Below are 25,732 nucleotides of genomic sequence, written 5' to 3'. Positions count from 1 at the left end.
TCATGCACGGCGAATCTCCAATCAAACGTCGCGAATCGCGCAAGATCTGGGTCGGTAACGTGCCCGTGGGCGGCGATGCCCCTATCGCTGTGCAGAGCATGACCAACAGCGACACCAATGACGTCGCTGCCACCGTCGCGCAGATCAACCGTCTGGAAGCCGCCGGCGTCGACATCGTCCGCGTTTCGGTGCCGGACATGGACGCCGCCGAGGCGTTCGGCAAGATCAAGCAACTGGTCAAGGTGCCGTTGGTTGCCGACATCCATTTCGACTACAAGATCGCTTTGCGCGTGGCCGAACTGGGTGTGGATTGCCTGCGCATCAACCCGGGCAACATCGGTCGCGAAGACCGAGTGCGTGCGGTGGTCGATGCCGCCCGTGACCGCGGTATCCCGATCCGTATCGGCGTCAACGCCGGTTCCCTGGAAAAAGACCTGCAAAAGAAATACGGCGAGCCGACGCCGGCCGCGTTGGTCGAATCCGCCCTGCGTCACGTCGAACACCTTGAACGCCTGAATTTCCAGGACTTCAAGGTCAGCGTGAAGGCTTCCGACGTGTTCATGGCCGTTGAAGCCTACCGTCTGCTGGCCAAGGAAATCGTCCAGCCGCTGCACCTGGGCATCACCGAAGCCGGTGGATTGCGTTCCGGTACAGTGAAATCCGCCGTGGGCCTAGGTATGCTGCTCGCCGAGGGGATTGGCGATACCATCCGCATCTCCCTGGCGGCCGACCCGGTCGAGGAAGTGAAGGTCGGTTACGACATTCTCAAGTCTTTGCATCTGCGTTCCCGTGGCATCAACTTCATCGCCTGCCCGAGCTGCTCGCGGCAGAACTTCGATGTGGTCAAGACCATGAACGAGCTGGAAGGGCGCCTTGAAGACCTGCTGGTGCCGCTGGATGTCGCGGTGATCGGTTGTGTGGTCAACGGCCCCGGCGAAGCCAAGGAAGCCCATATCGGCCTGACCGGCGGCACGCCAAACCTGATTTACATCGACGGCAAGCCGTCGCAGAAGCTGACGAATGACAATCTGGTGGACGAGCTGGAAAAGCTGATCCGCGAGAAAGCGGCCGAGAAGGTCGAAGCTGACGCAGCGGTTATCGCGCGCGGCTGATCGAACGAATTAAGGAATTTCTGTGAGCAAGTCCCTGCAAGCCATTCGTGGCATGAACGACATCCTGCCGGAACAGACTCCGGTATGGCGCTACTTCGAAGGCACTGTTTCGCGTTTGCTGGATAACTACGGTTACAAGCAGATCCGCATGCCGATCGTCGAGTTCACCGAGCTGTTCAAGCGCTCGATCGGTGAAGTGACCGACATCGTCGAAAAAGAGATGTACACCTTTGACGATCGCAACGGCGACTCCCTGACCCTGCGTCCGGAAGGCACGGCCGCTTGCGTGCGTGCGGTGCTCGAGCACGGCATCACCGGCGGTGGCCAGGTACAGAAACTCTGGTACATCGGCCCGATGTTCCGTCACGAGCGCCCGCAAAAAGGCCGTTATCGCCAGTTTCACCAGATCGGTCTGGAGGTGTTCAACCTCGACGGTCCGGACATCGACGCCGAACTGATCGTGCTGACCTGGCGCCTGTGGGGCGAGCTGGGCATCCGTGATGCGGTCAAGCTCGAGCTCAACAGCCTCGGCACCAGCGAGTCCCGCGGTCGTTATCGTGAAGCGCTGGTCGAGTATCTCTCGGCGCACCACGACAAACTGGACGAAGACAGCCAGCGTCGCCTGAAAACCAACCCGCTGCGCGTGCTCGACACCAAAAATGCCGACACCCAGGCCGTGCTGGTCAATGCGCCGAAAATGGCCGACTACCTGGATGACGAATCCCGTGCCCACTTCGAAGGCCTGAAGGCCCGTCTGGATGCCGTCGGCATTCCTTACGTGCTGAACCCGAAGCTGGTGCGTGGTCTGGATTACTACAGCAAGACCGTATTCGAATGGGTCACCGACAAGCTCGGCGCCCAGGGCACCGTCTGCGCGGGTGGGCGCTATGACGGCCTGGTCGAGCAGATGGGCGGCAAGCCGACTCCGGGCGTCGGTTTCGCCATGGGCATCGAACGTCTGGTGCTGCTGCTGGAAACCCTGGAGCAGATTCCGGAAGAAATCTCCCGTCAGGTCGACGTCTATCTCTGCGCCTTCGGCGAAGAAGCAGAGCTGGCCGGTCTGGCCCTGGCCGAGCGTGTACGCGACCAACTGCCCAACCTGCGTCTGCAAGTCAATGCCGGCGCCGGAAGCTTCAAGAGCCAGTTCAAGAAAGCCGACAAGAGCGGTGCGTTGTACGCACTGATCCTCGGTGACGACGAAATGGCCCAGCAAGTGGTAGGTTTCAAACCCCTGCGTGGCCAGGGCGAACAACAAAGCATTGCCTGGGATGCGCTCGCTGCACACCTGGCCACCTGCGTCGTGCAGGGTTGAAGCTGTCCAAACAGCCGATTTAGCGATTAAGGAGTATTGGGGTGTCGAGTACCGAAGACGAACAGTTGGCGGATTTGAAGGACTGGTGGACACGCAACGGCAAACCTCTGGTCACCGGCGGCCTGTTGGCGCTGGTCATCGTGTTCGGCTGGCAGGCTTATCACAAGTATCAGAGCAACCAGTCGCAAGGCGCCTCGGTGCTCTATCAGCAATTGCTGGAAACCACGCTGACCCCGGACGGCAAGCCTGACGCCGCGCGCGTTGCGGATCTGGCCGGCAAGCTCAACAGCGAATTCGGCGGTTCTGCCTACGCGCAGTACGGCAGCCTGTTCGTGGCCAAGGTAGCGGTCGACAGCGGCAAGCTGGACGACGCGGCGACCGAACTCAAGGCCATCGTGGCCAAACCGGCCAACCCGGCGCTGGGCGAAATCGCCCGTCAGCGTCTGGCGCAGGTACTGGGTGCACAGAACAAGGCCGATGAAGCCCTGAAACTGCTCGAAGGCGATGCCGACAAGTCGTTCCTGGCCACTCGCGAAGAACTCAAGGGCGACCTGCTGGTACAGCTGGGCCGTACCGACGAAGCGAACGCGGCGTATCAAAAAGCCAAGGCGGCACTGTCGGATGAAGCGGCGGTCGGTGGCCTTCAAATCAAGCTGGACGACCTGGCCAAAGGGGATGCGTGACGTGATCGGTTGGAAGCATGCAGCAGTGCTGGCTCTGGCCATTCTGGCCGCGGGTTGCAGCAGCAACAGCAAAAAAGAACTGCCACCGGCCGAGCTGACCGACTTCAAAGAAGAAGTGGTCCTGCACAAGCAGTGGAGCCGTTCGATCGGTGACGGTCAGGGCGAAACGTACAACATGCTGGTGCCGGCGATCGACGGTGACACCATCTACGCGGCCGACGTGACCGGTATCGTGATGGGCCTGGATCGCAGCAATGGCGACGTGAAATGGAAGAAAGACCTTGAACTGCCCGTGTCCGGCGCCGTTGGCGTGGGTTACGGTCTGGTCATGGTCGGCACCCTGCGCGGTGAAGTCGTTGCCCTCGATGCCATCAACGGCGAAGAGAAGTGGCGTTCGCGCGTCAACAGCGAAGTCCTCGCGCCACCGGCCAACAACGGTGACGTGGTGGTGGTACAGACCCAGGACGATCGTCTGATTGGTCTGGACGCGTCCACCGGCAACCAGCGCTGGGTGTATGACAGCACGCCGGCCGTACTGACCCTGCGCGGCACCAGCGCACCGATCGTCACCAACCGCCTCGCGGTGGCTGGCCTGTCGACCGGTAAAGTGGTCGCTCTCGACATTTCCAACGGCGTGCCGGTCTGGGAACAGCGGATCGCGATTCCACAAGGTCGTTCGGAGCTGGAGCGCGTGGTCGACATCGACGGCGGTCTGCTGCTGTCCGGCGGCACCTTGTACGTAGCCAGCTATCAGGGTCGCGTTGCGGCGCTGGATCTGGAAAGCGGCCGTCAACTCTGGCAGCGCGACGCGTCGAGCTACGCCGGTGTTGCACAGGGTTTCGGCAACGTTTACGTAAGCCTGTCGTCGGGCACCGTTGAAGGCGTCGACGAGCGTTCCACCACAGCACTGTGGAGCAACGACTCGCTGGCCCGTCGTCAACTGTCGGCGCCGGAAGTGTTCTCCAGCTACGTTGCAGTTGGTGACCTGGAAGGTTACCTGCACCTGCTGAGTCAGGTGGACGGTCGTTTCGTCGGCCGCGAGCGCATCGACAGCGACGGCCTGCGCGCCCGTCCGCTGGTGGTGGGTGACACGATTTATGTGTATGGCAACAGCGGCAAACTGGAAGCCCTGACCATCAAGTAATGGTTTGACTATGCTTGGGGTTGATCCCCAAGCGGCCCTGCTCCGGCAGGGTTTGCAACACCCATGGGCGTTGCCCCGAGCACCAGCCGCTGCCTCGCAGCGGCTTTTGTATTTTCTGAAATAACGAAGTGGAGAGCCGCATGGTTCCCGTAATCGCCCTGGTGGGCCGACCGAACGTCGGCAAGTCCACCTTGTTCAACCGCCTGACCAGGACTCGCGACGCCATCGTCGGCGACTTGTCCGGTCTGACCCGTGATCGCCAGTACGGTGAGGCCAAGTGGCAAGGGCGTTCCTACATTCTGATCGACACCGGCGGTATCTCCGGTGACGAGCATGGTATGGACGAAAAAATGGCCGAGCAGTCGCTGCTGGCCATCGAAGAAGCAGATGTCGTTCTGTTCCTGGTAGATGCCAAGGCCGGTTTCACCGCCGCCGACCAGATGATCGGCGAACACCTGCGCAAGCGTAACAAGCGTTCCTACGTGGTCGCCAACAAGGTCGACAACATCGATCCGGAAATGGCTCGCGCAGAATTCGCGCCGATGGGCATGGGCGATGCGATCCCGATCGCCGGCGCGCATGGTCGCGGCATCACTCAATTGCTGGAAATCGCCCTGAGCGAATTCCCGAAAGATGAGGACGAGCCGCAGGAAGGCGAAGAGCAGGAGGAAGTCGCCGAAGGCGAGGAAGCCAAGCGTATTCCTGGCCCGAGCGAAAAGGACGGCATCAAGATCGCCATCATCGGCCGGCCGAACGTCGGCAAGTCGACGCTGGTCAACCGCATGCTCGGTGAAGAGCGGGTGATCGTCTACGACCAGCCGGGCACCACTCGCGACAGTATCTACATCCCGTTCGAGCGTAACGACGAGAAGTACACGCTGATCGACACTGCCGGTGTGCGCAAGCGCGGCAAGATCCACGAAGAAGTCGAAAAGTTCTCCGTGGTCAAAACCCTGCAGGCCATCAAAGACGCCAACGTGGTGATCTTCGTGATGGACGCCCGCGAAGGTGTGGTCGATCACGACCTCAACCTGCTCGGTTTTGCACTGGAGTCTGGCCGTGCATTGGTCATCGCGCTGAACAAGTGGGATGGCATGACGCCGGGCGAGCGTGACTACGTGAAGACCGAGCTGGAACGCCGGTTGTTCTTCGTCGACTTCGCCGACATCCACTTCATCTCGGCCCTGCACGGTACTGGCGTGGGGAACCTCTACGCTTCGGTGCAGAACTCCTTCAAGTCGGCGGTCACTCGCTGGCCGACCAGCCGTCTGACCCAGATCCTCGAAGACGCGGTCAGCGAGCATCAGCCACCGATGGTCAATGGCCGCCGGATCAAGCTGCGCTATGCCCACCTTGGTGGCGCCAACCCGCCGCTGATTGTGATCCACGGCAACCAGATCGAAAAAGTGCCGAACTCGTACGTGCGCTATCTGGAAAACACTTATCGCCGTGTGCTCAAACTGGTCGGTACGCCGATCCGTATCGAGTTCAAGGGCGGCGAGAACCCGTACGAAGGCAACAAGAACACGCTGACCGACCGCCAGGTCAACAAGAAGCGTCGCTTGATGTCGCACAACAAGAAAGCCAGCAAGAAGCGCCGCGACAAGCGCTGATCCCGGTCATCAAGAGAGAAGGGCGCCGTCTGGCGCCCTTTTTTTATGGGCGCCGGATGGGCTATCCTCGGGCTCTCCCGCGCCGTCGTCAGAGCCGGGGCAGAGCAGGGAACCCCGATGATCACCAGCAAGCTGCCGAATGTCGGCATCACGATTTTCACGCAGATGTCTCAGCTCGCGGCGCAGACCGGAGCGATCAACCTTTCCCAGGGTTTTCCCGATTTCGACGGCCCGCAGGCACTGCGCGACGCGGTCGGTCGACACATCGCCAGCGGCCATAACCAGTATTCGCCCATGACCGGCCTGCCGGCGCTGCGCCAGCAGATCGCGGCGAAAATCGCCCGCAGTTATGACGTCAACGTCGATGCCGACACCGAGGTGACCGTGACCCCGGGCGCGACCCAGGCGATCTTCTGCGCCATCCAGGCGGTTATCCACAGCGGCGACGAAGTCATCGTGTTCGACCCCGCCTATGACAGCTACGAGCCATCGGTGGAACTGGCCGGTGGGCGCTGTGTGCATGTGCAACTCGGTCTGGATGATTTCTCCATCGACTTCGACAAGCTCAGTGCAGCGCTGAGTCCGCGCACGCGGATGATCATCCTCAACACCCCGCACAACCCCAGCGGCGCCCTGATCAGTCGCGCAGAGCTGGACCAACTGGCGGCGCTGATCCGCGATCGCGACATTTATGTGATCAGCGACGAAGTCTACGAACACCTGGTGTATGACGGCGTTCCGCATGTCAGCGTGCTGGCCCACGAAGAGTTGTATCAGCGCGCCTTCGTGGTCAGCTCGTTCGGCAAGACCTATCACGTCACCGGCTGGAAAACCGGTTACGTCGTGGCGCCGCCAGCGCTGACCGCCGAGCTGCGCAAAGTGCACCAGTACGTCAGTTTCTGTGGCGTGACGCCATTGCAGTTCGCTTTGGCCGATTACATGGCCGAGCATCCGGAGCACGTCGAAGAACTGCCGGGCTTCTATCAGGCCAAGCGCGATCTGTTCTGTGATTTGCTCGCGCCGTCGCGATTCAGTTTCACCCGGGTCACGGGCACCTATTTCCAGTTGGTCGATTACTCGCAGATTCGCCCCGACCTGAACGATGTCGAAATGGCAATGTGGATGACCCGCGAGCACGGCGTGGCGAGTATTCCGGTGTCGGTGTTCTACCAGAGTCCACCTGAAGGCCAGCGCCTGGTGCGCCTGTGCTTTGCCAAACGTGAGGAGACGCTGCGGGAAGCAGCGGCCAAACTATGCGTGATCTGAGTGCGTTGCCCGATCTCAATCTGGCGCTGATCCAGACCAGCCTGGCCTGGCATGACCGTCAGGCCAATCTCGAGCATTTCGACGTTTTGCTGGAGCAGGCGCGCGGTGCGGATCTGATTATCCTGCCGGAAATGTTCACCACCGGATTCTCCATGGAATCCGAAACCTTGGCCGAAGCCGAAAACGGCCCGACCAGCAAATGGCTGCGGGCCCAGGCTGCGAAGCTGAACGCGGTCGTCACCGGCAGCGTGATCATCCAGGCCGCCGACGGCAGCCACCGCAACCGCTTGCTGTGGGCTCGCCCGGACGGCGAAGTGCTGTATTACGACAAGCGTCACCTGTTTCGCATGGCCGGCGAGCACAACCACTACACCCCCGGCGAGCGCCAGGTGCAGTTCGAACTCAAGGGCTGGCGGGTGCGTCCGCTGATCTGCTACGACTTGCGCTTCCCGGTGTGGAGCCGCGACGCGCAGGACACCGATCTGTTGTTGTACACCGCCAACTGGCCGGGCGCGCGGCGTCAGCACTGGAACCGGCTGCTACCGGCCCGGGCCATTGAAAACCTTTGTTATGTAGCGGCGGTCAACCGGGTTGGCACCGATGGCAAAGGCTTTGCGTATACAGGCGACAGTCAGGTGCTGGACTTCCAGGGCGAGACGTTGCTCGCGGCCGGAGAGGCTGACGGGGTGTTCAAGGTGGTTCTGGAAGCGGCTTCGCTGGCGGCTTACCGCGAGCGGTTTCCGGCGAATCTGGATGCGGACACCTTCGAGTTCACCTGATAGCCCAGATCACCTAGATCGTTCCCACGCTCCGCGTGGGAACGCCACAAGGGACGCAGAGCGTCACGAGCTGCATTCCCACGCAGAGCGTGGGAACGATCAGATAGAAAATAAAAAGGCCCCGGAGTGCGAACTCCGGGGCCTTGTGCATTGCAGCGATCAGTTACGCCGCTTTCGCTTCCGGCTGGCTCAGCGAGCGGTTCAGCGCGCTGAACAGGGCCTTGAAGCTGGCGGTGGTGATGTTTTCATCGATACCCACACCGTGCACCGCACGCTCGCCGTTCACACGCAGTTCGATGTAGGCCGCCGCCTTGGCGTTGGTGCCTGCGCCGATGGCGTGTTCGTTGTAGTCCATGATTTCCACCGGAATCGGCAGACCGGCCACCAGCGCTTCCAGCGCGCCGTTGCCCTTGCCGCGCCAGTGCAGGTTGGTTTCGCCCTGACCTTTGCTCGCCACTTCCACTTCGACGGCGCTATTGCCGTTTTCTTCCTGCAAGCGATGGCTGACCAGCGCGTACGGGGTATTGGCTTGCAGGTATTCGCTGTGCAGCAGCGCGTGGATCTGCTGCGCAGTCATCTCCAGGCCCAGGCGATCGGTTTCACGCTGCACGACCTGGCTGAATTCGATCTGCATGCGACGCGGCAGGCTGATGCCGTATTCCTGTTCCAGCAGGTAAGCGATGCCGCCCTTGCCCGACTGGCTGTTGACGCGGATCACCGCCTCGTAGCTGCGACCGATGTCGGCCGGGTCGATCGGCAAGTACGGTACTTCCCACAGTGCGTCGGATTTCTGCTGGGCGAAGCCCTTGCGGATTGCGTCCTGGTGGGAGCCGGAGAATGCGGTGTGCACCAGGTCGCCGACGTATGGGTGACGCGGGTGAACCTGAATCTGGTTGCACTCTTCAACGACTTTGCGCACGCCGTCGATGTCGGAGAAGTCCAGTTGCGGGTCAAGGCCCTGGGTGTACATGTTCAGTGCCACGGTCACGAGGTCGACGTTGCCGGTACGCTCGCCGTTGCCGAACAGGCAGCCTTCGACGCGGTCGGCACCGGCCATCAGGCCCAGTTCGGTGGCGGCCACGCCAGTGCCACGGTCGTTGTGGGTGTGCAGGCTGATGATCACGCTGTCACGACGGTTGATGTTGCGGTGGAACCACTCGATCTGGTCGGCGTAGACGTTCGGGGTCGCGCACTCAACGGTGGCCGGCAGGTTGAGGATGATCTTGTGCTCAGGCGTCGGGTTCCAGACCTCGATCACCGCATCACAGACTTCCTTGGCGAATTCCAGCTCGGTGGCGCTAAAGGTTTCCGGCGAGTATTCGAATGTCCACTCGGTGTCCGGCTGCATGGCTGCGTATTTGACGAACAGCTTGGCGGCGTTGACGGCGATGGCCTTGATCCCGTCCTTGTCCTGGTTGAACACGATGCGACGGAAAGAAGGGGAGGTGGCGTTGTACAGGTGAACGATGGCTTTCTTCGCCCCGCGCAGGGATTCGAAAGTGCGCTCGATCAGGTCTTCACGGCCCTGGGTCAGCACCTGGATGGTGGTGTCGTCCGGGATGTGGCCGTCTTCGATCAGGGTGCGCACGAAGTCGAAGTCGGTTTGCGAAGCGGCAGGGAACGAGGCTTCGATTTCCTTCACGCCTACCTGCACCAGGGTTTTCCAGAAGCGCAGCTTTTTCACCGCGTCCATTGGCTCGATCAACGACTGGTTGCCGTCACGCAGGTCGGAGCTGCACCAGATCGGCGCGGCATCGATGGTTTTCGATGGCCAGGTACGGTCCGGCAGGTTGATCACAGGAAACGCGCGGTATTTCGAAGACGGGTCTTTGAGCATGCTCATCGGGAAATTCCTTATTGTCTGGGCCGAAAAGAGGCGGCCTGCCGGTGGAACGAACGTTCTTGGAAAAGCGTGGGACGAGGCGCAGCGATTCAGCCCGGCAGTCGTGCGCTGACGAGGCACAGGCTGCGGTGCTGGCGAAGCTGAATGAGGGTGTGAGAGGTTTTCATGCCCTCAACCCTAACCGCGGGGGATGAGGATGGCAAGCAGTCGAAAAAAATTGAGAGGAATACTCGGAAAGCGGTTTTTTCCGAGATTTTATTCTCTGAAACAGATTGATTGTTTGCAGAGATTGCGCAGTCCGTTCGTCGTGCGCAATCGCTGTGGGAGCGAGCTTGCTCGCGATGAGGGCCGTCGCCTCACCCGCAAATCAAGGCTGGAAAGCCCCGATGAAAATCGCCGGATCGACTCGCGCATCGTTCAGGCTGACGTTCCAGTGCATATGCGGTCCGGTCGCCCGACCTGTGGCGCCCACCTTGCCAACCACCGCGCCACGCGCCAGTTGCTGGCCGTTCTGCACATCAATCTTCGACATATGACAGAACATGCTGATGAAGCCCTGGCCGTGGTCGACGAACACCGTGTTGCCATTGAAGAAGTAGTTGCCGATCAGGATCACCTTGCCCGCCGCCGGGGTCTTGATCGGCGTGCCCGCCGGCACCGCGAAGTCCAGACCTGCGTGTGGATTGCGCTCTTCACCGTTGAAGAAACGGCGCACGCCGAACTTGCTCGACAGCGGCCCGTTGACCGGTTTGTCCAGCAGCAGGTTGCTTGGGGTGTTCGGGCTGAAACTGCGATAGGCCTTGATCTGCTCGGCCAGTTCGCTCTCGATGCGCTTGAGGTTGGCCGGGTTCGGATTGACCTGCTGAGTGTTCTTCAGGGTGATGTGCTGTTCCGGGTATTTCTTGTTGCCGACATTGAAGTTGAGGTTACGGCCGCCACTGCTGATCTGCTGAATACCGGGTTTGACGGTCAGCGGAACGCCGACAATCGCCAGCCAGTTGTTCTGTTCCTTGACGACCAGCACCGGTTTGCCCTGGTACGTGGCTTTCGGCGCTTGCGCGGCGCTGCCCAGATTGACGACTGCCACGCCGCCCGGCACCGGTTTGTTCAGTAGGCGGGTGATGTAACTGTCGGCGTGGGCGTTGAAGGTCAGGCACAGCAACAGCAGCGGAGCGAGAAAACGCGGCATGGATCAGTCCAGTAAAGAGAGAGTGACGGGCGTCAGGTGGTTGTCCTCGACGCGCACTTGCAGCTCGCCTTCGCCCAGTCTGGCTTTTAGGCGCTGGCCGGTGTGGGTCTGCGCGGCGTTGCGGATCGCGTTGCCGCGTTCATCCAGCAGAATGCTGTAGCCACGGCCGAGCGTCGCCAACGGGCTGACCACGTGCAACGTCTGCATCTGGCTTTGCAGCTGCAGGCGGCGACGTTTCAGGCCTTCGTTCATGGCGCGTGGCAGGCGTTCGGCGAGGCTGTCGAGGCGTTGGCGCAACAGGGCCAGTTGGCGTCCCGGGTGTTGCCCGGCGAGGCGGGTTTCCAGGCGGATCAGGCGTTCGCGGCGGGTATTGAGCTGACGCTCGAAGGCACGGCGCATGCGCATGTCGAGGTCATCCAGACGCTGTGCCTGCTGGCGCAGACGTTCGCCGGGATGGCGCAAGCGGCGGGTCACGCCCTCGAGCCGCAGGCGATCGCGCATCAGGCGATCACGCATGCGCATCACCAGTCGGCGATGCAGGCTTTCGACCTGACGGATCAGGTGACTGGAGTCCGGTGCAAGCAGTTCAGCAGCAGCGGACGGCGTGGGGGCGCGCACGTCGGCCACGAAGTCGCTGATCGACACATCGGTTTCATGGCCGACTGCGCTGACGATCGGCGTGACGCAGGCATCCACCGCCCTGGCCACGGCCTCTTCGTTAAAGCACCAGAGGTCTTCCAGCGAGCCGCCGCCACGGGCCAGGATCAGCGCGTCGAAGCCACGGGCATCCGCCATTTTCAAAGCGCGGACGATCTGCGCAGTGGCTTCACGGCCCTGAACGGCAGTCGGAATCAGCGTCAGTTGCACTTGCGGCGCGCGACGGCGAAACACACTGATGATGTCGCGAATCACCGCGCCGGTCGGTGAACTGATGATGCCGATGCGTTGCGGATGCGCCGGAAGCGGCACCTTGCGCTCGGCACTGAACAGGCCCTCGGCGCTGAGCTTTTCCTTCAGCGCATCGAAGGCCAGGCGCAGGGCGCCGTCACCGGCAGGCTCCACGGTGTCGAGGATCAGCTGATAGTCGCCACGCCCTTCGAACAGCGAGACCTTGCCGCGCACCTTGACCGCCAGGCCATCCTTCAGCGCCTGACGCACCCGCGCGGCATTCTGGCGGAACAGTGCGCAACGCACCTGCGCGCCGCTGTCCTTGAGCGTGAAATACACGTGGCCGGACGCCGGGCGGGCGAGGTTGGAGATTTCGCCTTCGACCCAGATGTTGCTGAACACGTCTTCAAGCAACACCCGCGCGCGGCCGTTGAGCTGGCTGACGGTCAGGACTTCGCGGTCCAGACCGAGTCTTGCAAAGGGATCTTTAATCATGGGGCGCAGTTTAAAGGCATTCGCCGGTGAATGTCTGGAGGAAGTGTTGCACCAGAGCTGTGGGATTTTGCCGAGAGGCGAGGGCGACGGTGCTCTGGCAATCGCCGGTCAGCGGGACAAATCTCACACCGGCGGGCGCGATATCCTGCATCGATTCCGGCAGTAGCGCGATGCCGAATCCGGCCTGGATCAACTGCAGTTGCGTGGTCTTGCGCGACATCACCCGCGCAGCCTGAGGGAAGAAACCGTGACGCATGCACAGGTCGGCGCACAAATAACTCAGCCCGCCGCGCTGCGGATGCGGGATGGAGATAAACGCTTCGTCTCTCAATTGCGCCAAGTCGACTGCCTCCACCAACGCCAGTCGATGATTCATCGGCACGGCAAGCAGCAGGCGCTCGGTATAGAGCGGCACAACCTGAACGCCTTCACGCTGGCGCAGTACTGGCAGACGCAGAAGGCCGATGTCGAGCCGGCCCTCGGCCAGTTCTTCAAGTTGTGTTTCCGAGGATAGCGTGCCGATGTCCAGCGAAACGCCGGGTCGTTGCTCAAGATATGCGCTCATGTCGCTCAGCAGCCGGCCACTGATCGGGACGGTGCTGGAGTGACACACGCGCAAAGTGCCGCGTTGGCCCTGGCCGATCTCCGTGGCCAGGGTGCTGGCCTTGTTCAGTTCATTGAGCAGGTTTCTCGCCCGGGGCAGGAACGCTTCGCCAGCAGCGGTGAGCCGAGGCTGGCGCGCGGTGCGTTCGAACAGCGGTGTTTGCAGGCGGTTTTCCATGTCCTTGATCTGCCGGCTCAACGCCGATTGAGCGATGAACAGCCGTTCGGCTGCGGCGCTGAAGCTGCCGCTTTCGGCGATTTCCACGAAGTAGCGCAATTGACGGGTTGAAAGCACGAGGCATGCCTTTTCGAGATGGCTTGGCGAATTCGATGATATTAGTCGCAACCCTCGGCGCTGGCTAAAGTCATCGCAGGTCTATAAAGGAAGCGAATGGATGAGCGTGGCGGGTTTGTTGAGCGAATGGTCGTGGGGCGCGCAGGGCTGGGTGGTGATCGGACTGGCCATCGCGCTGGCCTACATCGTCTTCGGGATTGCCGGTTTCGGTACGGCGCTGGTGGCGGGGCCAATTCTGATTCTGTTCATGCCGCTGTCGAAAATCGTGCCGTTGCTGGTGTTGCTGGATTTCGTCGCGGCGTTCGGCAATTTGCTGCCTTCGCGGCGGGATGTGGCGAAACCGGAATTGCTGCGGCTGCTGCCGTGCATGGCGGTGGGTTGCACGCTGGGGGTGATTTTTCTGCTGAACCTCAAATCCGATCTTTTGCTGCTGTTGATGGGGCTGTTCATCAGTGCCTATGCGATCTACAGCTTGTGGATCAAGGCACGGCCGACGCAGTTGTCCGCCGGGTGGGCATTGCCGATGGGCACGGTGGGCGGGCTGTTCGGGGCTTTGTTCGGCAGTGGTGGCTTTCTTTATGCGATCTACCTCAACAGCCGACTGCCCAAGGACGCAGCCCGGGCCACGCAAAGTGCGCTGATCAGTTGCAGCACGGTAGTGCGTTTGAGCCTGTTCGCCATCGCCGGTGTGTATGCCGAGCTACCCTTGTTGATGCTTGCGCTGTGCCTGTTGCCAGCCATGGCGCTGGGCTTGTGGGGCGGGCGGCGCTTGACCATGCGCCTGTCCCGCGAGGCCTTCGTGCGGCTGGTGACCTGGCTGGTGCTGGCAAGCGGGATTGCGCTGATCGGCCGCTATTTAAGCACTTGACCGGATTTTGTCAGGGATTAAGCTGCCGGCCGCGTTCGTCGCAGAACATCCTTTGACGCAGCAGGCTTGCACCATGAATTCCCAAAGCATCATCGTCCCGAAAATCTCCAACCTGCCGGTGCACGAGCCCCGGGCCCGGGCGATCCTGCGCTGGCTGGTGCGCAAGAACATCGTCAAGGAAGAGCTGAGCACTTGTGGACGCACCGGCAATCGCATGGCCTACGCCATCGCCGATGGCGCCCGCGCGGTGGTGCTATACCCCGAGGCGTTGCCGTTCGGTGAGCCGATCAATGGGCTGGAAGTCATCACCAAGCGCTGTATCTACACGCCAGCCAAGGGTTTTCTCGAGGAGGCTGGTTGTGCCGAGTGCCGTCAGGAAATCGGCGAAGCATTGTTCGAAAGCCTGGAAGACTGGATGCCGGGCCGCACTGACAACTTCACCTGCCCTGAGTGCGGGCATGAAGACGACATCAACGGCTTTCTGTATTTGCAGGAGTGCGGTTTTTCCAACCTCGGGTTCATCTTCAACAACTGGCTGGAGGCGGGGTTCAAGCAGAGCTTCATAGACGAATTCGCCGACTGGCTGGATCAGCCGGTGAGCTGGGTCAAGGTCGAGCTTTAGAGGCCGCTTTTTCCGTACATCAGCAACATTGATATAAGACAAGTTTTACATTGAACCCGAGGGGGTGTCTGACTATAATGGCGCGCTTCCATTTTCCCGCTCGGGAGCCCCCGCGATGCTGCGTATCAGCCAAGAAGCTCTGACCTTCGACGACATTCTCCTAGTGCCCGGTTATTCCGAGGTGCTTCCTAACGAAGTCAGTCTGAAGACCCGCCTTACCCGTGGCATCGAGCTGAACATTCCTCTGGTTTCTGCCGCCATGGACACCGTTACCGAAGCCCGTCTGGCAATCGCCATGGCTCAGGAAGGTGGCATCGGCATTATCCACAAGAACATGACCATCGAGCAGCAAGCTGCCGAAGTTCGCAAGGTCAAGAAGTTCGAAGCCGGTGTGGTCAAGGACCCAATCACCATCGAGGCTGACGCCACGGTTCGTGATCTGTTCGAACTGACCCGCATGCACAACATTTCCGGCGTTCCGGTTCTGCACGATGGCGACCTGGTCGGCATCGTCACTTCCCGTGACGTGCGTTTCGAAACCCGTCTGGACGCCACCGTTCGCGAAGTGATGACGCCCAAAGAGCGTCTGGTCACTGTTCGCGAAGGCGCCGACAAGAACGAAGTCCGCGAGCTGCTGCACAAGCACCGTCTGGAAAAAGTCCTGATCGTCGACGACAAGTTTGCCCTCAAAGGCATGATGACCGTCAAAGACATCGAAAAAGCCAAGGCTTACCCACTGGCCAGCAAGGACGACCAGGGTCGTCTGCGCGTCGGTGCTGCGGTCGGTACCGGTAAAGACACCGGTGACCGCGTTGCTGCCCTGGTCAATGCCGGTGTGGACGTGGTGGTGGTCGACACCGCTCACGGTCACTCCAAAGGCGTGATCGACCGCGTTCGCTGGGTCAAGGAGAACTTCCCTGAAGTGCAGGTGATCGGCGGCAACATCGCCACCGGCGCAGCCGCCAAGGCTCTGGCCGAAGCTGGCGCCGACGCGGTCAAGGTCGGTATCGGCCCTGGCTCGATCTGCACCACCCGTATCGTCGCCGGTGTCGGCGTTCCGCAAATCAGTGCCATCGCCAACGTCGCCGCAGCCCTTGAAGGCACTGGCGTTCCGTTGATCGCCGACGGCGGCATCCGTTTCTCCGGTGACCTGTCCAAGGCCATCGTGGCCGGTGCGTCCTGCGTGATGATGGGCTCGATGTTCGCCGGTACCGAAGAAGCGCCGGGCGAGATCGAACTGTTCCAGGGCCGTTCCTACAAGGCTTATCGCGGCATGGGTTCGCTGGGCGCCATGTCCCAGGCTCAAGGCTCCTCCGACCGTTACTTCCAGGATTCCTCGGCAGGCGCCGAGAAACTCGTTCCGGAAGGCATCGAAGGCCGTGTTCCCTACAAGGGCACCCTGAGCGCGATCATTCACCAGTTGATGGGCGGTCTGCGTTCCTCGATGGGTTACACCGGCAGCGCCAACATCGAAGAGATGCGCACCAAGCCTGAGTTCGTGCGGATCACCGGTGCAGGTATGGCCGAATCCCACGTCCACGACGTGCAGATCACCAAGGAAGCGCCAAACTACCGCGTAGGTTGAGGCTTCAAGCAAAACGTCAAATGACCGGGGCTGTTTTATTCAGCCCCGAGTTGTTTCTGAATCAAGACTGTTTCTGAATTACTTAGACGAGACTGAATCATGGCCCTCGACATTCACGCTCACCGCATCCTGATCCTCGACTTCGGTTCGCAATACACCCAACTGATCGCCCGCCGCGTGCGCGAGATCGGTGTGTACTGCGAACTGCACCCGTTCGACATGGACGAGGATGCGATCCGCGAATTCGCGCCAAAAGGCGTGATCCTCGCGGGCGGTCCCGAGTCCGTGCACGAAGCCAACAGCCCGCGCTGCCCGCAAGCGGTGTTCGATCTGGGCGTACCGGTTTTCGGTATCTGCTACGGCATGCAGACCATGGCCGAGCAGCTGGGCGGCAAGGTTGAAGGCTCCGAACTGCGTGAGTTCGGTTATGCCCGCGTTGACGTGGTCGGCAAGAGCCGCCTGCTCGACGGCATCGAAGACCACATCGACGCCGACGGCCTGTTCGGCCTCGACGTGTGGATGAGCCACGGTGACAAGGTCACCAAAATGCCAGGCGATTTCCACATTCTGGCCAGCACCCCGAGCTGCCCGATCGCCGGCATGTTCAACGACGAGCGTGCTTACTATGGCGTGCAATTCCACCCGGAAGTGACCCACACCAAGCAGGGCGGTCGCATCCTGTCGCGTTTCGTTCTCGACATCTGCGGCTGTGAAGCCCTGTGGACTCCGTCGAAGATCGCCGAAGACGCCATCGCCAACATCCGCGCACAGGTCGGTACCGACAACGTGCTGCTGGGTCTGTCCGGCGGTGTGGATTCCTCGGTAGTTGCGGCGCTGCTGCACAAGGCCATCGGCGATCAACTGACCTGCGTCTTCGTCGACAACGGCCTGCTGCGTCTGCACGAAGGCGAGCAAGTGATGGCCATGTTCGCCGAGAACATGGGCGTCAAGGTGATCCGTGCCAACGCTGAAGAGCAGTTCCTGAACAACCTGGCCGGCGAAGCCGATCCGGAGAAGAAGCGCAAGATCATCGGCCGCACCTTCATCGACGTGTTCGATGCCGAATCCTGCAAGCTGGAAAACATCAAGTACCTGGCCCAGGGCACCATCTACCCGGACGTGATCGAGTCGGCTGGCGCGAAAAGCGGCAAGGCCCACGTGATCAAGTCGCACCACAACGTGGGCGGCCTGCCGGAAGAAATGAACCTGAAACTGGTCGAGCCACTGCGCGAACTGTTCAAGGACGAAGTCCGTCGTCTGGGCCTGGAACTGGGCCTGCCGTACGACATGGTCTACCGCCACCCGTTCCCGGGCCCGGGCCTGGGCGTGCGGATCCTCGGTGAAGTGAAGAAGGAATACGCCGACCTGCTGCGTCGCGCCGACCACATCTTCATCGAAGAACTGCGCAAGGCCGACTGGTACCACAAGGTCAGCCAGGCCTTCGTCGTGTTCCAGCCGGTGAAATCGGTTGGCGTGGTCGGCGATGGCCGTCGTTACGCCTGGGTCGTGGCGCTGCGTGCCGTGGAAACCATCGACTTCATGACCGCGCGTTGGGCACACCTGCCTTACGAACTGCTGGAAACTGTCAGCGGCCGCATCATCAATGAAATCGAAGGTATTTCGCGCGTGACTTACGACGTGTCGAGCAAGCCGCCGGCGACCATTGAGTGGGAGTGATCCCGCGCAAGCCGTAATGGTTTGAATGCTGGATGAAAAAGCCGTGTGAACGTGAGTTCACACGGCTTTTTGCATTTGTGTCGTCCACTGGATTCATGCCCCTGCGGCCTGTGGTCACGGCCGCGTTGCTGTTTCTTTCTCATTTGCAGGTGTATCGTATTCGCCCTTTACGGGCCTGCGGGCCCGCCGCAGATACGTGAGGTAGTTGAGTTCATGTCCTTTACCCGTCGCCAAATCCTCGGTGGCCTGGCCGGTCTTGTTGTCGTTGGCGTGGGAGCGGGGGGCGCGTCGCGTTACTGGCTGGGCAAGATGGCCGATGCCGATGCGGGGCATGACTACGAGCTGATCGCCGCGCCACTGGATGTCGAGTTGGTGCCGGGGCACAAGACCGAGGCGTGGGCGTTCGGCCCGTCGGCGCCGGGCACCGAATTGCGCGTGCGTCAGGGCGAGTGGTTGCGGGTTCGCTTCATCAATCATCTGCCGGTCGCGACCACCATTCACTGGCACGGCATCCGCCTGCCGCTGGAAATGGACGGTGTGCCGTATGTGTCGCAATTGCCGGTGCTGCCGGGCGAATACTTCGATTACAAATTCCGTGTGCCGGACGCCGGCAGCTATTGGTATCACCCGCACGTCAGCAGCAGCGAAGAACTCGGTCGCGGGCTGGTCGGGCCGTTGATTGTCGAGGAGCGCGAGCCGACCGGGTTCAAGTACGAAAAGACCCTGAGCCTGAAGAACTGGCATATCGACGACGAGGGCAATTTCGTCGAATTCAGCATCCCGCGTGAAGCGGCCCGGGGCGGTACGGCAGGAAGGCTGTCGACCATCAACGGCGTGCCTTCGCCGGTGATCGAGTTGCCGGCGGGGCAGATCACCCGCGTGCGCCTGCTCAACCTCGACAATACCCTGACCTATCGCATCAATATTCCCGGCGTCGAAGCGCAGATTTATGCGCTGGACGGCAACCCGGTCGAGCCGCGCCCGCTGGGCAAGGAATACTGGCTCGGCCCGGGCATGCGCATCTGTCTGGCGATCAAGGCGCCGGCTGCCGGTGAAGAACTGTCGCTGCGCAATGGCCCGGTTCGCCTGGGCACTCTGCGTTCGGTAGCCAACAATGACGCGCCGACCGACTGGCCGAAAGCACTGCCGGCCAACCCGGTGGCCGAGCCGGACCTGGCCAATGCCGAGAAACTCAACTTCAATTTCGAATGGGTCGGTTCGGTGTCGGTGAATGTTGATAACGGCAAGCCGCCGAGCCTGTGGCAGATCAACGGCAAGGCCTGGGACATCACGGACAAGACCTGCGCCGACCGGCCGATCGCCAGCCTGAAACTGGGTCAGAGCTATATTTTCGAACTGAAGAACATGACCCAGTACCAGCACCCGATCCACCTGCACGGCATGAGCTTCAAGGTGATTGCGTCGAACCGGCACAAGATCGTGCCGTACTTCACCGACACTTATCTGCTGGGCAAAAACGAGCGCGCGCAAGTGGCGTTGGTGGCGGATAACCCTGGCGTGTGGATGTTCCACTGCCACGTGATCGACCACATGGAAACCGGCCTGATGGCCGCCATCGAGGTGAAGTGATGCGCCAGATTCGCCCCGCGGCGATCATCGACCGCAGCCGTGACCGCGACTTCATGCGCGAAGCCCTGGCGTTGGCGGCCCAAGGCGCAGCCCTCGGCGAAGTGCCGGTGGGCGCGGTGCTGGTACAGGATGGCGAGATTATCGGTCGCGGCTTCAATTGCCCGATCAGCGCCAGTGACCCGAGTGCTCATGCGGAAATGGTCGCGATCCGCGCCGCTGCTCAGGCTGTGAGCAACTATCGCCTGCCGGGCAGTACGCTCTACGTGACGCTGGAACCGTGCAGCATGTGCGCCGGGCTGATCGTGCATTCGCGGATTGCGCGGGTGGTGTACGGCGCGCTGGAGCCCAAGGCCGGGATTGTGCAGAGTCAGGGGCAGTTCTTCACTCAGGGCTTTCTCAACCATCGAGTGCTGTATGAAGGCGGGGTGTTGGCGCAGGAGTGCGGGGCGGTGTTGACCGAGTTCTTCAGGGCGCGGCGGGCGAAACCCGCAGACTGAAGCACAACATCAAACCCTGTGGGAGCTGGCCAGCCAGCTCCCACAATTTTTTGCAGTGTCTGGAAGGGATCGTTACTTCTTCGCGACGATGACGGCGCGCATCGGCGCCGGCAGCCCTTCGATCGTCTTGCTGTGATCTTGCGGATCGAGGAAGTCGCTCAACGACTGATACTTCATCCACTCGGTCCCGCGCTGCTCTTCGACGGTGGTGGTGCTCACATCCACACATTTCACATCGGTGAAACCCGCGCGCCGCAGCCACAGTTCCAGCGCCGGCACCGATGGCAAAAACCACACATTGCGCATCTGCGCATAACGGTCTTCCGGCACCAGCACTTGATGCTTGTCGCCTTCGACCACCAATGTCTCCAGCACCAGTTCGCCACCCTTCACCAGGCAATCCTTCAGCGCCAGCAAATGCTCGATCGGCGAACGACGGTGGTAGAACACGCCCATGGAAAACACCGTGTCGAAGCCTTCCAGGTTCGGCGGCAGGTCTTCGAACGGGAACGGCAGGTGCCAGGCATTCGGCTCTGACAGATAACGTTGCACCGCCTGGAACTGGCAGAAGAACAGCCAGTTCGGATCGACGCCGATCACGCTGTCGGCACCGGCGCCGAGCATGCGCCACATGTAGTAGCCGTTGCCGCAACCGACATCGAGGATGCGCTTGCCCTTCAGGTCCAGATGCGGAGAAACCCGCGACCACTTCCAGTCCGAGCGCCATTCGGTGTCGACGTGCACGCCGAACAGATCGAACGGCCCCTTGCGCCACGGCGACAGGCCCATCAGCGCGGTGCGCATCTGTGCGCGGGTTGCGTCGTCGCAATCGGTGTCCAGCTTCAGGCCGTCGAGCAGGTCGACTTCGGTCGGCTGGAGCTTCGGCAAAGCGTCCAGCGCACTTTGCCAGCGTTCCAGATCGCCGTGGCCTTTCTCCATTTTCTTGTCGAGCTGCACTTGCAGGGTGTTGGCCCATTCGGCCAGCGGCGTACCGGCCAGACGGCGGGCGAGGGGAGACAGATCAATCATGGCAAGGCAATCAACGAGGCAAAGTTAAGACACTGGAACCACGGCACGACTTTCGAGAACCCGGCCGCCAGCAGGCGCTCGCGGTGTTCTTCGAGGCTGTCGGGCTTCATGACGTTTTCGATGGCGCTGCGCTTCTGGGCGATTTCCAGTTCGCTGTAGCCGTTGGCGCGTTTGAATGCGACGTGCAGATCGGTGAGCAGCGCGTGTTCTTCGGCATCGTTGAAGCGCAGCTTCTCCGACAGAATCAGCGCGCCACCCGGCAGCAACGATTGGCGAATGCGCGACAGCAACGCGGTGCGCTGATCCGGGGCGATGAATTGCAGAGTGAAGTTCAGCGCCACCACCGAGGCCGGTTTGAAATCGAGGGCGAGGATGTCGCCTTCGATCACCTCCACTGGCAGCAACTCCTGGAACATCGAATCCTGACCGTTGAGGTATTCGCGGCAGCGCTCGACCATCGCCGCCGAGTTATCCACCGCGATCACCCGGCAACCGTCGGTGCGCACGTGCCGGCGCAGGGCCTGGGTTACCGCACCGAGAGAGGCGCCGAGGTCGTAGAGCACGCTGTTCGGCCGGGCGAACTGCGCGGCGAGCACGCCGAGGTTTTCGACGATGGTCGGGTAACCCGGCACCGAACGCTTGATCATGTCCGGGAACACCCGCACCACGTCTTCGTTGAAGGCGAAGTCAGGCACCTGGGCCATCGGCTGGGCGAAAATGCGATCGGGTTCTTTGCTCACGGCGGTTCCGGCGGTGTCGATGAAAAGGCCGGCATTTTAGCCAAACTGGCGCGCAGATGCGCGGGTTGTCTGATAAACCGCCGGGTCAAAGGGCCGGACGTTTGCTCTGGGAAAATGCCGAGGCGGCGATGCCCCACTGCCCCAGCCAGTAACTGAGGATGATGACGTACGGAGCAGCGTGGAACGGTGCGACAAAACGATCGATGCCGATCACGCTGTCAGAAAACACGAACGCCACTGCGCCACCCGCCGCCAGCAATGCCGAGCGCTGCGGCACGCCGCTGCCGAGCCGGGCCAGGGCGCGCCAGAGCATGGCGCTGATGGCGGTGCCGTAAACGATCACCGGCACGGTCAACGGACCCAGTCCACTGGAGATCAGAATGCCCAACAGCACGGCGCCGACGCTGAGCGCCAGGATCAGCGGCAGCAATGCCAGGCGCCGGCAATCACTGAGATAAGCCTTGAGATACGCAAGATGCGCGACCAGAAACGCACCCAGGCCGAAGACGAACAAATCCCCCGGCCACGCCAGCAGCACATCGCCGATCAACGAGAAAATCAGTCCGAGGCTGATCCAGCGGCGATATTCGCTCGGCGGCGCATCGTGCAACCAGCCGAGCAATGCCAGCACCGGCAGCGGTTTGACCAGCAGGCAAAGCAACGCCGCGTGGGTACTGACGCCGTAGAGAAAAGTCACGGCGCCCATCAGCGCGAGGATCAGCCAGCCCACGATCAGTTCACCGAAATGGCGCAGTCAAAGGTTTCCACCGGCAACACTTCCGGTGCCCATGGTTGCTGTGAAGTCAGACGCAGACGACCGGTGCCGGTGGCGAAAGCCTGGAAGCGCCAGGTCGAGAGACCGGCCGCGCCGACCACGCCGGCATCTTCCGGATTGCTGTAGACCTCGGGGCTGAGGGCGCGCAATACGCCGCCGGCGGAATCCTGGATAGCCCAGCGGTAGCCGGTGGTGGGGTTGCTCGGGAGCATGACGATCAGGTTTTGCCCATTGGTGAGTTGCACCGGGCATTCGCTCTGTTTTTCCACGGTCACGTTGGTTTTCGGTTGCGTGGCGCAGGCGGCCAGCAGGGCGAGAGACAGGGGGACAAACAGGCGAAGGGGGGACATGGATTCAGTGGCTCCGGCGTTGGCGACGAACGGCGAGCATAACTGAAGATGAGACAAAGTGTGACAACGCCAGGCTTGGCGTGATCGTTCCCACGTCGAGGCGTCGAACGCGTCCGCGTGGGAATGCCGCCCGGGACGCTCTGCGTCCTTTGCAAGCGTGACGCAGAGCGTCAAAGGATGCATTCCCACGCGGAGCGTGGGAACGATCAGCAGGGGAGGGTTAGAAAAGCACCTTCGCCACATCCGCAAACTTCTTGGCGAAATGCACGGTGATGCCTTCTTTCAGGTAATCCGGCAGTTCTTCGAAGTTGCCGCGATTCGCCTCCGGCAGAATCAACTCGAAAATCTTCTGGCGCCGCGCCGCAATCACCTTCTCGCGCACCCCGCCAATCGGCAGTACATGCCCGGTCAGTGTCAATTCACCGGTCATCGCCACGCCTTTTTTCGGCGGCTGGTTACGAGCGAGGGAGAGCAAGGCACTGGCCATGGTCACGCCGGCGCTCGGGCCGTCTTTCGGTGTTGCACCTTCCGGCACGTGCAGGTGGACGAAAGCTTCATCGAAGAATTTCGTATCGCCACCGAAGGATTTGAGGTGCGAGCTGACGTAGCTGTAGGCGATCTCGGCCGATTCCTTCATCACATCGCCCAGTTGCCCGGTGAGTTTGAAACCACGATTTAACGTGTGAATCCGCGTGGCTTCGATCGGCAGAGTCGCGCCGCCCATGCTGGTCCATGCCAGGCCAGTGATCACGCCGGTGCCGGACAGCACCTGTTCGTTGCGGAACACCGGATGGCCGAGGGACGCTTCGAGATCTTTCGGGCCGATCTTGATCACCGCTTTCGGGTCGTCGATCAGCTTCATCACCGCTTTGCGCACCAGTTTGCCCATCTGTTTTTCCAGCTGGCGCACGCCGGCTTCACGGGCGTAACCGTCGATCAAGGCCTTGAGCGCCGTGTCGCTGATGCTCAGGCTGCCCTTGGACACGCCGGCCTTTTCCAGCAGTTTCGGCCACAGGTGACGCTTGGCGATGGCGACTTTTTCTTCGGTGATATAACCCGACAGGCGAATCACTTCCATCCGGTCCAGCAACGGGCCGGGAATCGAATCCAGAGTGTTGGCGGTGCAGACGAACAGGACTTTCGACAGGTCCATCCGCAGGTCCAGATAGTGGTCGAGGAATTCGACGTTCTGTTCCGGATCGAGGGTTTCCAGCAGCGCCGAGGCTGGATCGCCCTGGTAGCTCTGGCCCATCTTGTCGATCTCGTCGAGCATGATCACCGGGTTCATCACTTCGACGTCTTTCAACGCCTGCACCAGTTTGCCCGGCTGCGCACCAATGTAAGTGCGGCGGTGGCCCTTGATTTCGGCCTCGTCACGCATGCCGCCGACGCTGAAACGGTAGAACGGCCGGCCGAGCGATTCGGCGATCGATTTGCCGACACTGGTTTTACCCACGCCCGGCGGGCCGACCAGCAGCACGATGGAGCCGCTGATTTCACCTTTGTAGGCACCGACCGCGAGGAATTCGAGGATCCGGTCCTTGATGTCGTCGAGGCCGGCGTGGTGTTTGTCCAGCACCTTGCGCGCGTGCTTGAGGTCGATCTTGTCCTCGCCGTACACGCCCCACGGCACTGAGGTCGCCCAGTCGAGGTAGTTGCGGGTGACCGCGTATTCCGGCGATCCGGTTTCGAGGATCGACAGTTTGTTCATCTCTTCTTCGAGGCGCTTCTGCACCTGGGTCGGCAGGACTTTGCCTTCCAGGCGCTGCTCGAACTGTTCGAGGTCGGCGCTGCGGTCGTCCTTGGTCAGGCCGAGTTCCTGCTGGATGACCTTGAGCTGTTCCTTGAGGAAGAACTCGCGCTGATGCTCGCCGATCTTGCGGTTCACTTCGGCGGAGATTTCTTTCTGCAGGCGCGCAACTTCGACTTCCTTGCGCAGCATCGGCAGGACTTTTTCCATGCGCTTGAGCATCGGCACGCAGTCGAGCACTTGCTGCAGCTCATTGCCGGTCGCCGAGGTAAGGGCGGCGGCGAAGTCGGTCAGCGGCGACGGATCGTTGGGGCTGAAGCGGTTGAGGTAGTTCTTCAGCTCTTCGCTGTACAGCGGGTTGAGCGGCAGCAGTTCCTTGATCGCGTTGATCAGCGCCATGCCGTAGGCCTTGACCTCGTCGGTCGGCTCGGTGGGCTGGTGCGGGTATTCGACTTCCACCAGATACGGCGGGCGGTGGTGTTTGAGCCAGGTCTTGATGCGGACGCGGCTCAGGCCCTGGGCGACGAATTGCAGTTTGCCGTTTTCGCGGCTGGCGTGGTGCACCTTGACCAGGGTGCCGTATTGCGGCAGTGCCTTGGTGTCGAAGTGGCGCGGGTCTTCCTGGGGCGTGTCCATGAAGAACAGGGCCAGGGAGTGGTGTTCGGATTTGCTGACCAGTTCGAGGGTTTCAGCCCAGGGTTCTTCGTTGACGATGACCGGCAGGACCTGAGCCGGGAAGAACGGGCGGTTGTGGATCGGCATGATATACACCTTGTCCGGCAGGTTCTGGCCGGGCAGGGCCAGACCTTTGCCAGGGACGTGGTGTTCGATGTGTTCGGCGTCGGTTTCGGTGATGTCGTCGGGGTTCTCGGGGAATTCTTGCTGGTCGCTCATGGGGCACCTGCGCAATGGGGTATGGCTGTTAGATGGGGCAGGGTTTTGGTGGTTTCAATGGGGTGGGTGTTTCTGGTTGTGTGTTCAGGGCTTTGACAGGTTTAGGACCTCGTCTGGAAGTGTATGTGTACCA

Annotated in this window: 22 protein-coding genes; 13 read left to right on the top strand and 9 right to left on the bottom strand. The window is 61.3% G+C overall.

From position 1 onward, the window contains the following. Positions 1-2 precede the first annotated feature (2 nt). The 7 genes from ispG to CAF73_RS01855 all read left to right on the top strand — a co-directional run bounded on the left by ispG (position 3) and on the right by CAF73_RS01855 (position 7,909). Entirely contained in the window at positions 3-1,112 is a 1,110-nt protein-coding gene (gene ispG, locus CAF73_RS01885; RefSeq protein WP_007956680.1) for a flavodoxin-dependent (E)-4-hydroxy-3-methylbut-2-enyl-diphosphate synthase, read from the top strand. Positions 1,113-1,134: 22 nt separating this feature from the next. Next, on the top strand, positions 1,135-2,424 hold the full coding sequence (hisS, locus tag CAF73_RS01880) for a histidine--tRNA ligase (protein ID WP_085699827.1): 1,290 nt from the start codon (positions 1,135-1,137) through the stop codon (positions 2,422-2,424). 41 nt (positions 2,425-2,465) lie between these two features. After that, the gene (locus tag CAF73_RS01875) at positions 2,466-3,107 is read left to right on the top strand and encodes a tetratricopeptide repeat protein (RefSeq protein ID WP_011335807.1); all 642 of its coding nucleotides are present in this window, start codon (positions 2,466-2,468) and stop codon (positions 3,105-3,107) included. Beyond that, positions 3,100-4,251 carry an outer membrane protein assembly factor BamB gene (gene bamB, locus CAF73_RS01870; protein ID WP_085699825.1) on the top strand — a complete coding sequence of 384 codons (1,152 nt, stop codon included), beginning with the start codon at positions 3,100-3,102 and terminating at the stop codon, positions 4,249-4,251. Before CAF73_RS01875 ends, bamB begins: the two co-directional genes overlap by 8 nt. A 140-nt stretch (positions 4,252-4,391) precedes the next feature. After that, the gene (der, locus tag CAF73_RS01865; protein ID WP_085699823.1) at positions 4,392-5,864 is read left to right on the top strand and encodes a ribosome biogenesis GTPase Der; all 1,473 of its coding nucleotides are present in this window, start codon (positions 4,392-4,394) and stop codon (positions 5,862-5,864) included. A 117-nt stretch (positions 5,865-5,981) separates the two neighbouring features. Then, entirely contained in the window at positions 5,982-7,130 is a 1,149-nt protein-coding gene (locus tag CAF73_RS01860) for a pyridoxal phosphate-dependent aminotransferase (RefSeq protein ID WP_085701756.1), read from the top strand. Then, positions 7,118-7,909 (top strand): amidohydrolase, encoded by a 792-nt coding sequence (locus CAF73_RS01855; protein ID WP_085699819.1) that lies wholly within the window; start codon positions 7,118-7,120, stop codon positions 7,907-7,909. The genes CAF73_RS01860 and CAF73_RS01855 overlap by 13 nt, the downstream gene beginning before the upstream one ends. 163 nt (positions 7,910-8,072) lie before the next feature. Here CAF73_RS01855 and leuA read toward each other — a convergent pair whose 3' ends face one another. From leuA to CAF73_RS01830, 4 genes are all read right to left on the bottom strand, one after another. Further along, entirely contained in the window at positions 8,073-9,752 is a 1,680-nt protein-coding gene (gene leuA / locus CAF73_RS01850) for a 2-isopropylmalate synthase (RefSeq protein ID WP_007956672.1), read from the bottom strand. Positions 9,753-10,119: 367 nt separating this feature from the next. Next, positions 10,120-10,941, bottom strand: coding sequence for a peptidoglycan DD-metalloendopeptidase family protein (locus CAF73_RS01840; protein WP_085701755.1), 822 nt, complete (start codon positions 10,939-10,941; stop codon positions 10,120-10,122). 3 nt (positions 10,942-10,944) lie between these two features. Further along, entirely contained in the window at positions 10,945-12,324 is a 1,380-nt protein-coding gene (gene xseA, locus CAF73_RS01835; protein ID WP_085699813.1) for an exodeoxyribonuclease VII large subunit, read from the bottom strand. Positions 12,325-12,334: 10 nt separating this feature from the next. Further along, positions 12,335-13,222, bottom strand: a complete 888-nt coding sequence (locus CAF73_RS01830; protein WP_085701754.1) for a LysR family transcriptional regulator — start codon at positions 13,220-13,222, stop codon at positions 12,335-12,337. Positions 13,223-13,322: 100 nt separating this feature from the next. Between CAF73_RS01830 and CAF73_RS01825 the strand changes: the two genes are divergently transcribed. The 6 genes from CAF73_RS01825 (at position 13,323) to tadA (ending at position 20,061) form a co-directional block, all read left to right on the top strand. Beyond that, positions 13,323-14,090, top strand: coding sequence for a sulfite exporter TauE/SafE family protein (locus tag CAF73_RS01825; RefSeq protein WP_085699809.1), 768 nt, complete (start codon positions 13,323-13,325; stop codon positions 14,088-14,090). Positions 14,091-14,163: 73 nt separating this feature from the next. Then, the gene (locus CAF73_RS01820; protein WP_085610914.1) at positions 14,164-14,712 is read left to right on the top strand and encodes a sugar ABC transporter ATPase; all 549 of its coding nucleotides are present in this window, start codon (positions 14,164-14,166) and stop codon (positions 14,710-14,712) included. A gap of 115 nt (positions 14,713-14,827) precedes the next feature. Continuing rightward, the gene (gene guaB / locus CAF73_RS01815) at positions 14,828-16,297 is read left to right on the top strand and encodes an IMP dehydrogenase (protein ID WP_011335798.1); all 1,470 of its coding nucleotides are present in this window, start codon (positions 14,828-14,830) and stop codon (positions 16,295-16,297) included. A 99-nt stretch (positions 16,298-16,396) separates the two neighbouring features. After that, entirely contained in the window at positions 16,397-17,974 is a 1,578-nt protein-coding gene (gene guaA, locus CAF73_RS01810) for a glutamine-hydrolyzing GMP synthase (protein ID WP_085699807.1), read from the top strand. A 213-nt stretch (positions 17,975-18,187) separates the two neighbouring features. After that, entirely contained in the window at positions 18,188-19,564 is a 1,377-nt protein-coding gene (locus CAF73_RS01805) for a multicopper oxidase family protein (protein ID WP_085701753.1), read from the top strand. Further along, positions 19,564-20,061 (top strand): tRNA adenosine(34) deaminase TadA, encoded by a 498-nt coding sequence (gene tadA / locus CAF73_RS01800; RefSeq protein WP_085699800.1) that lies wholly within the window; start codon positions 19,564-19,566, stop codon positions 20,059-20,061. The genes CAF73_RS01805 and tadA overlap by 1 nt, the downstream gene beginning before the upstream one ends. A gap of 72 nt (positions 20,062-20,133) precedes the next feature. Here the strand turns inward: tadA and cmoB are convergent, their stop codons facing one another. The 5 genes from cmoB to lon form a co-directional block, all read right to left on the bottom strand. Further along, on the bottom strand, positions 20,134-21,090 hold the full coding sequence (gene cmoB / locus CAF73_RS01795; protein WP_085699798.1) for a tRNA 5-methoxyuridine(34)/uridine 5-oxyacetic acid(34) synthase CmoB: 957 nt from the start codon (positions 21,088-21,090) through the stop codon (positions 20,134-20,136). After that, a complete protein-coding gene (cmoA, locus tag CAF73_RS01790) occupies positions 21,087-21,794 on the bottom strand; it encodes a carboxy-S-adenosyl-L-methionine synthase CmoA (protein WP_234206556.1) in 708 nt (235 codons plus the stop codon). The genes cmoB and cmoA overlap by 4 nt, the downstream gene beginning before the upstream one ends. A 121-nt stretch (positions 21,795-21,915) precedes the next feature. Continuing rightward, complete coding sequence (locus CAF73_RS01785) at positions 21,916-22,560, bottom strand: lysoplasmalogenase (RefSeq protein ID WP_176247694.1); 645 nt, start codon at positions 22,558-22,560, stop codon at positions 21,916-21,918. 2 nt (positions 22,561-22,562) lie between these two features. Then, positions 22,563-22,955, bottom strand: a complete 393-nt coding sequence (locus CAF73_RS01780) for a protease inhibitor I42 family protein (protein WP_085699792.1) — start codon at positions 22,953-22,955, stop codon at positions 22,563-22,565. Positions 22,956-23,175: 220 nt separating this feature from the next. Further along, complete coding sequence (gene lon, locus CAF73_RS01775) at positions 23,176-25,599, bottom strand: endopeptidase La (RefSeq protein WP_085699790.1); 2,424 nt, start codon at positions 25,597-25,599, stop codon at positions 23,176-23,178. Positions 25,600-25,732 lie beyond the last annotated feature (133 nt).

Source organism: Pseudomonas sp. B15(2017) (genome assembly GCF_002113215.1).
GTDB lineage: Bacteria > Pseudomonadota > Gammaproteobacteria > Pseudomonadales > Pseudomonadaceae > Aquipseudomonas.
This window is presented reverse-complemented; position numbering and strand designations above follow the sequence as displayed.